This is a genomic window from Buttiauxella warmboldiae (assembly GCF_003818135.1).
Classification (GTDB): domain Bacteria; phylum Pseudomonadota; class Gammaproteobacteria; order Enterobacterales; family Enterobacteriaceae; genus Buttiauxella; species Buttiauxella warmboldiae.
In genome coordinates this window covers 1-646 of sequence record NZ_RPOH01000128.1, presented here as the reverse complement: position 1 = coordinate 646, position 646 = coordinate 1, and the positions used below count along the sequence as shown (strand labels likewise).

Genomic DNA, 646 nt, shown 5'->3' with positions numbered 1-646 from the left:
TTTATAATCAATCTGAATAAGTGTTAAGGCGTTTTCATCATGCATATCACCCTGCGGCAACTCGAAGTGTTCGCCGAAGTCCTTAAAAGCGGCTCGACTACCCAGGCCTCGCAAATGCTGGCTTTGTCGCAGTCGGCGGTTAGCGCGGCGCTGTCGGATCTTGAAGGGCAACTGGGCGTACAGCTGTTTGACCGGGTCGGCAAGCGCCTGGTGGTTAACGAACATGGCCGCCTGCTGTATCCACGCGTGGTGGGCTTGCTGGAGCAGACAACCGAAATTGAGCAGTTGTTTAAAGAAGATAACGGCGCCATCCGCGTTTACGCCAGCAGCACCATTGGCAACTATATTCTGCCGGAGATGATCGCTCATTATCGGCGCGATTTTCCGCATCTCCCGCTGGAAATGAGCGTGGGCAATAGCCAGGACGTGATTAATGCGGTGGCAGATTTTCGTGTGGATATCGGCCTGATTGAAGGGCCAAGCCATATGACTGAACTGGTGACGGAACCCTGGCTTGAGGACGAACTGGTGGTATTTGCCGCGCCGAACGCATCTTTATTGCAGCAGCCCATCACGCTTGAGACGCTGGCCGAGCAGTCGTGGATCCTGCGTGAAAAAGGTTCCGGCACGCGTGAAATCGTCGATT

1 protein-coding gene is annotated in these 646 nt (G+C 54.3%); it reads left to right on the top strand.

Going from position 1 to position 646, the window contains the following annotated elements:
* Positions 1-39: 39 nt before the first annotated feature.
* A partial coding sequence (locus EHN07_RS20370) for a LysR family transcriptional regulator (RefSeq protein WP_124025820.1) occupies positions 40-646 on the top strand: 607 nt, incomplete at its 3' end.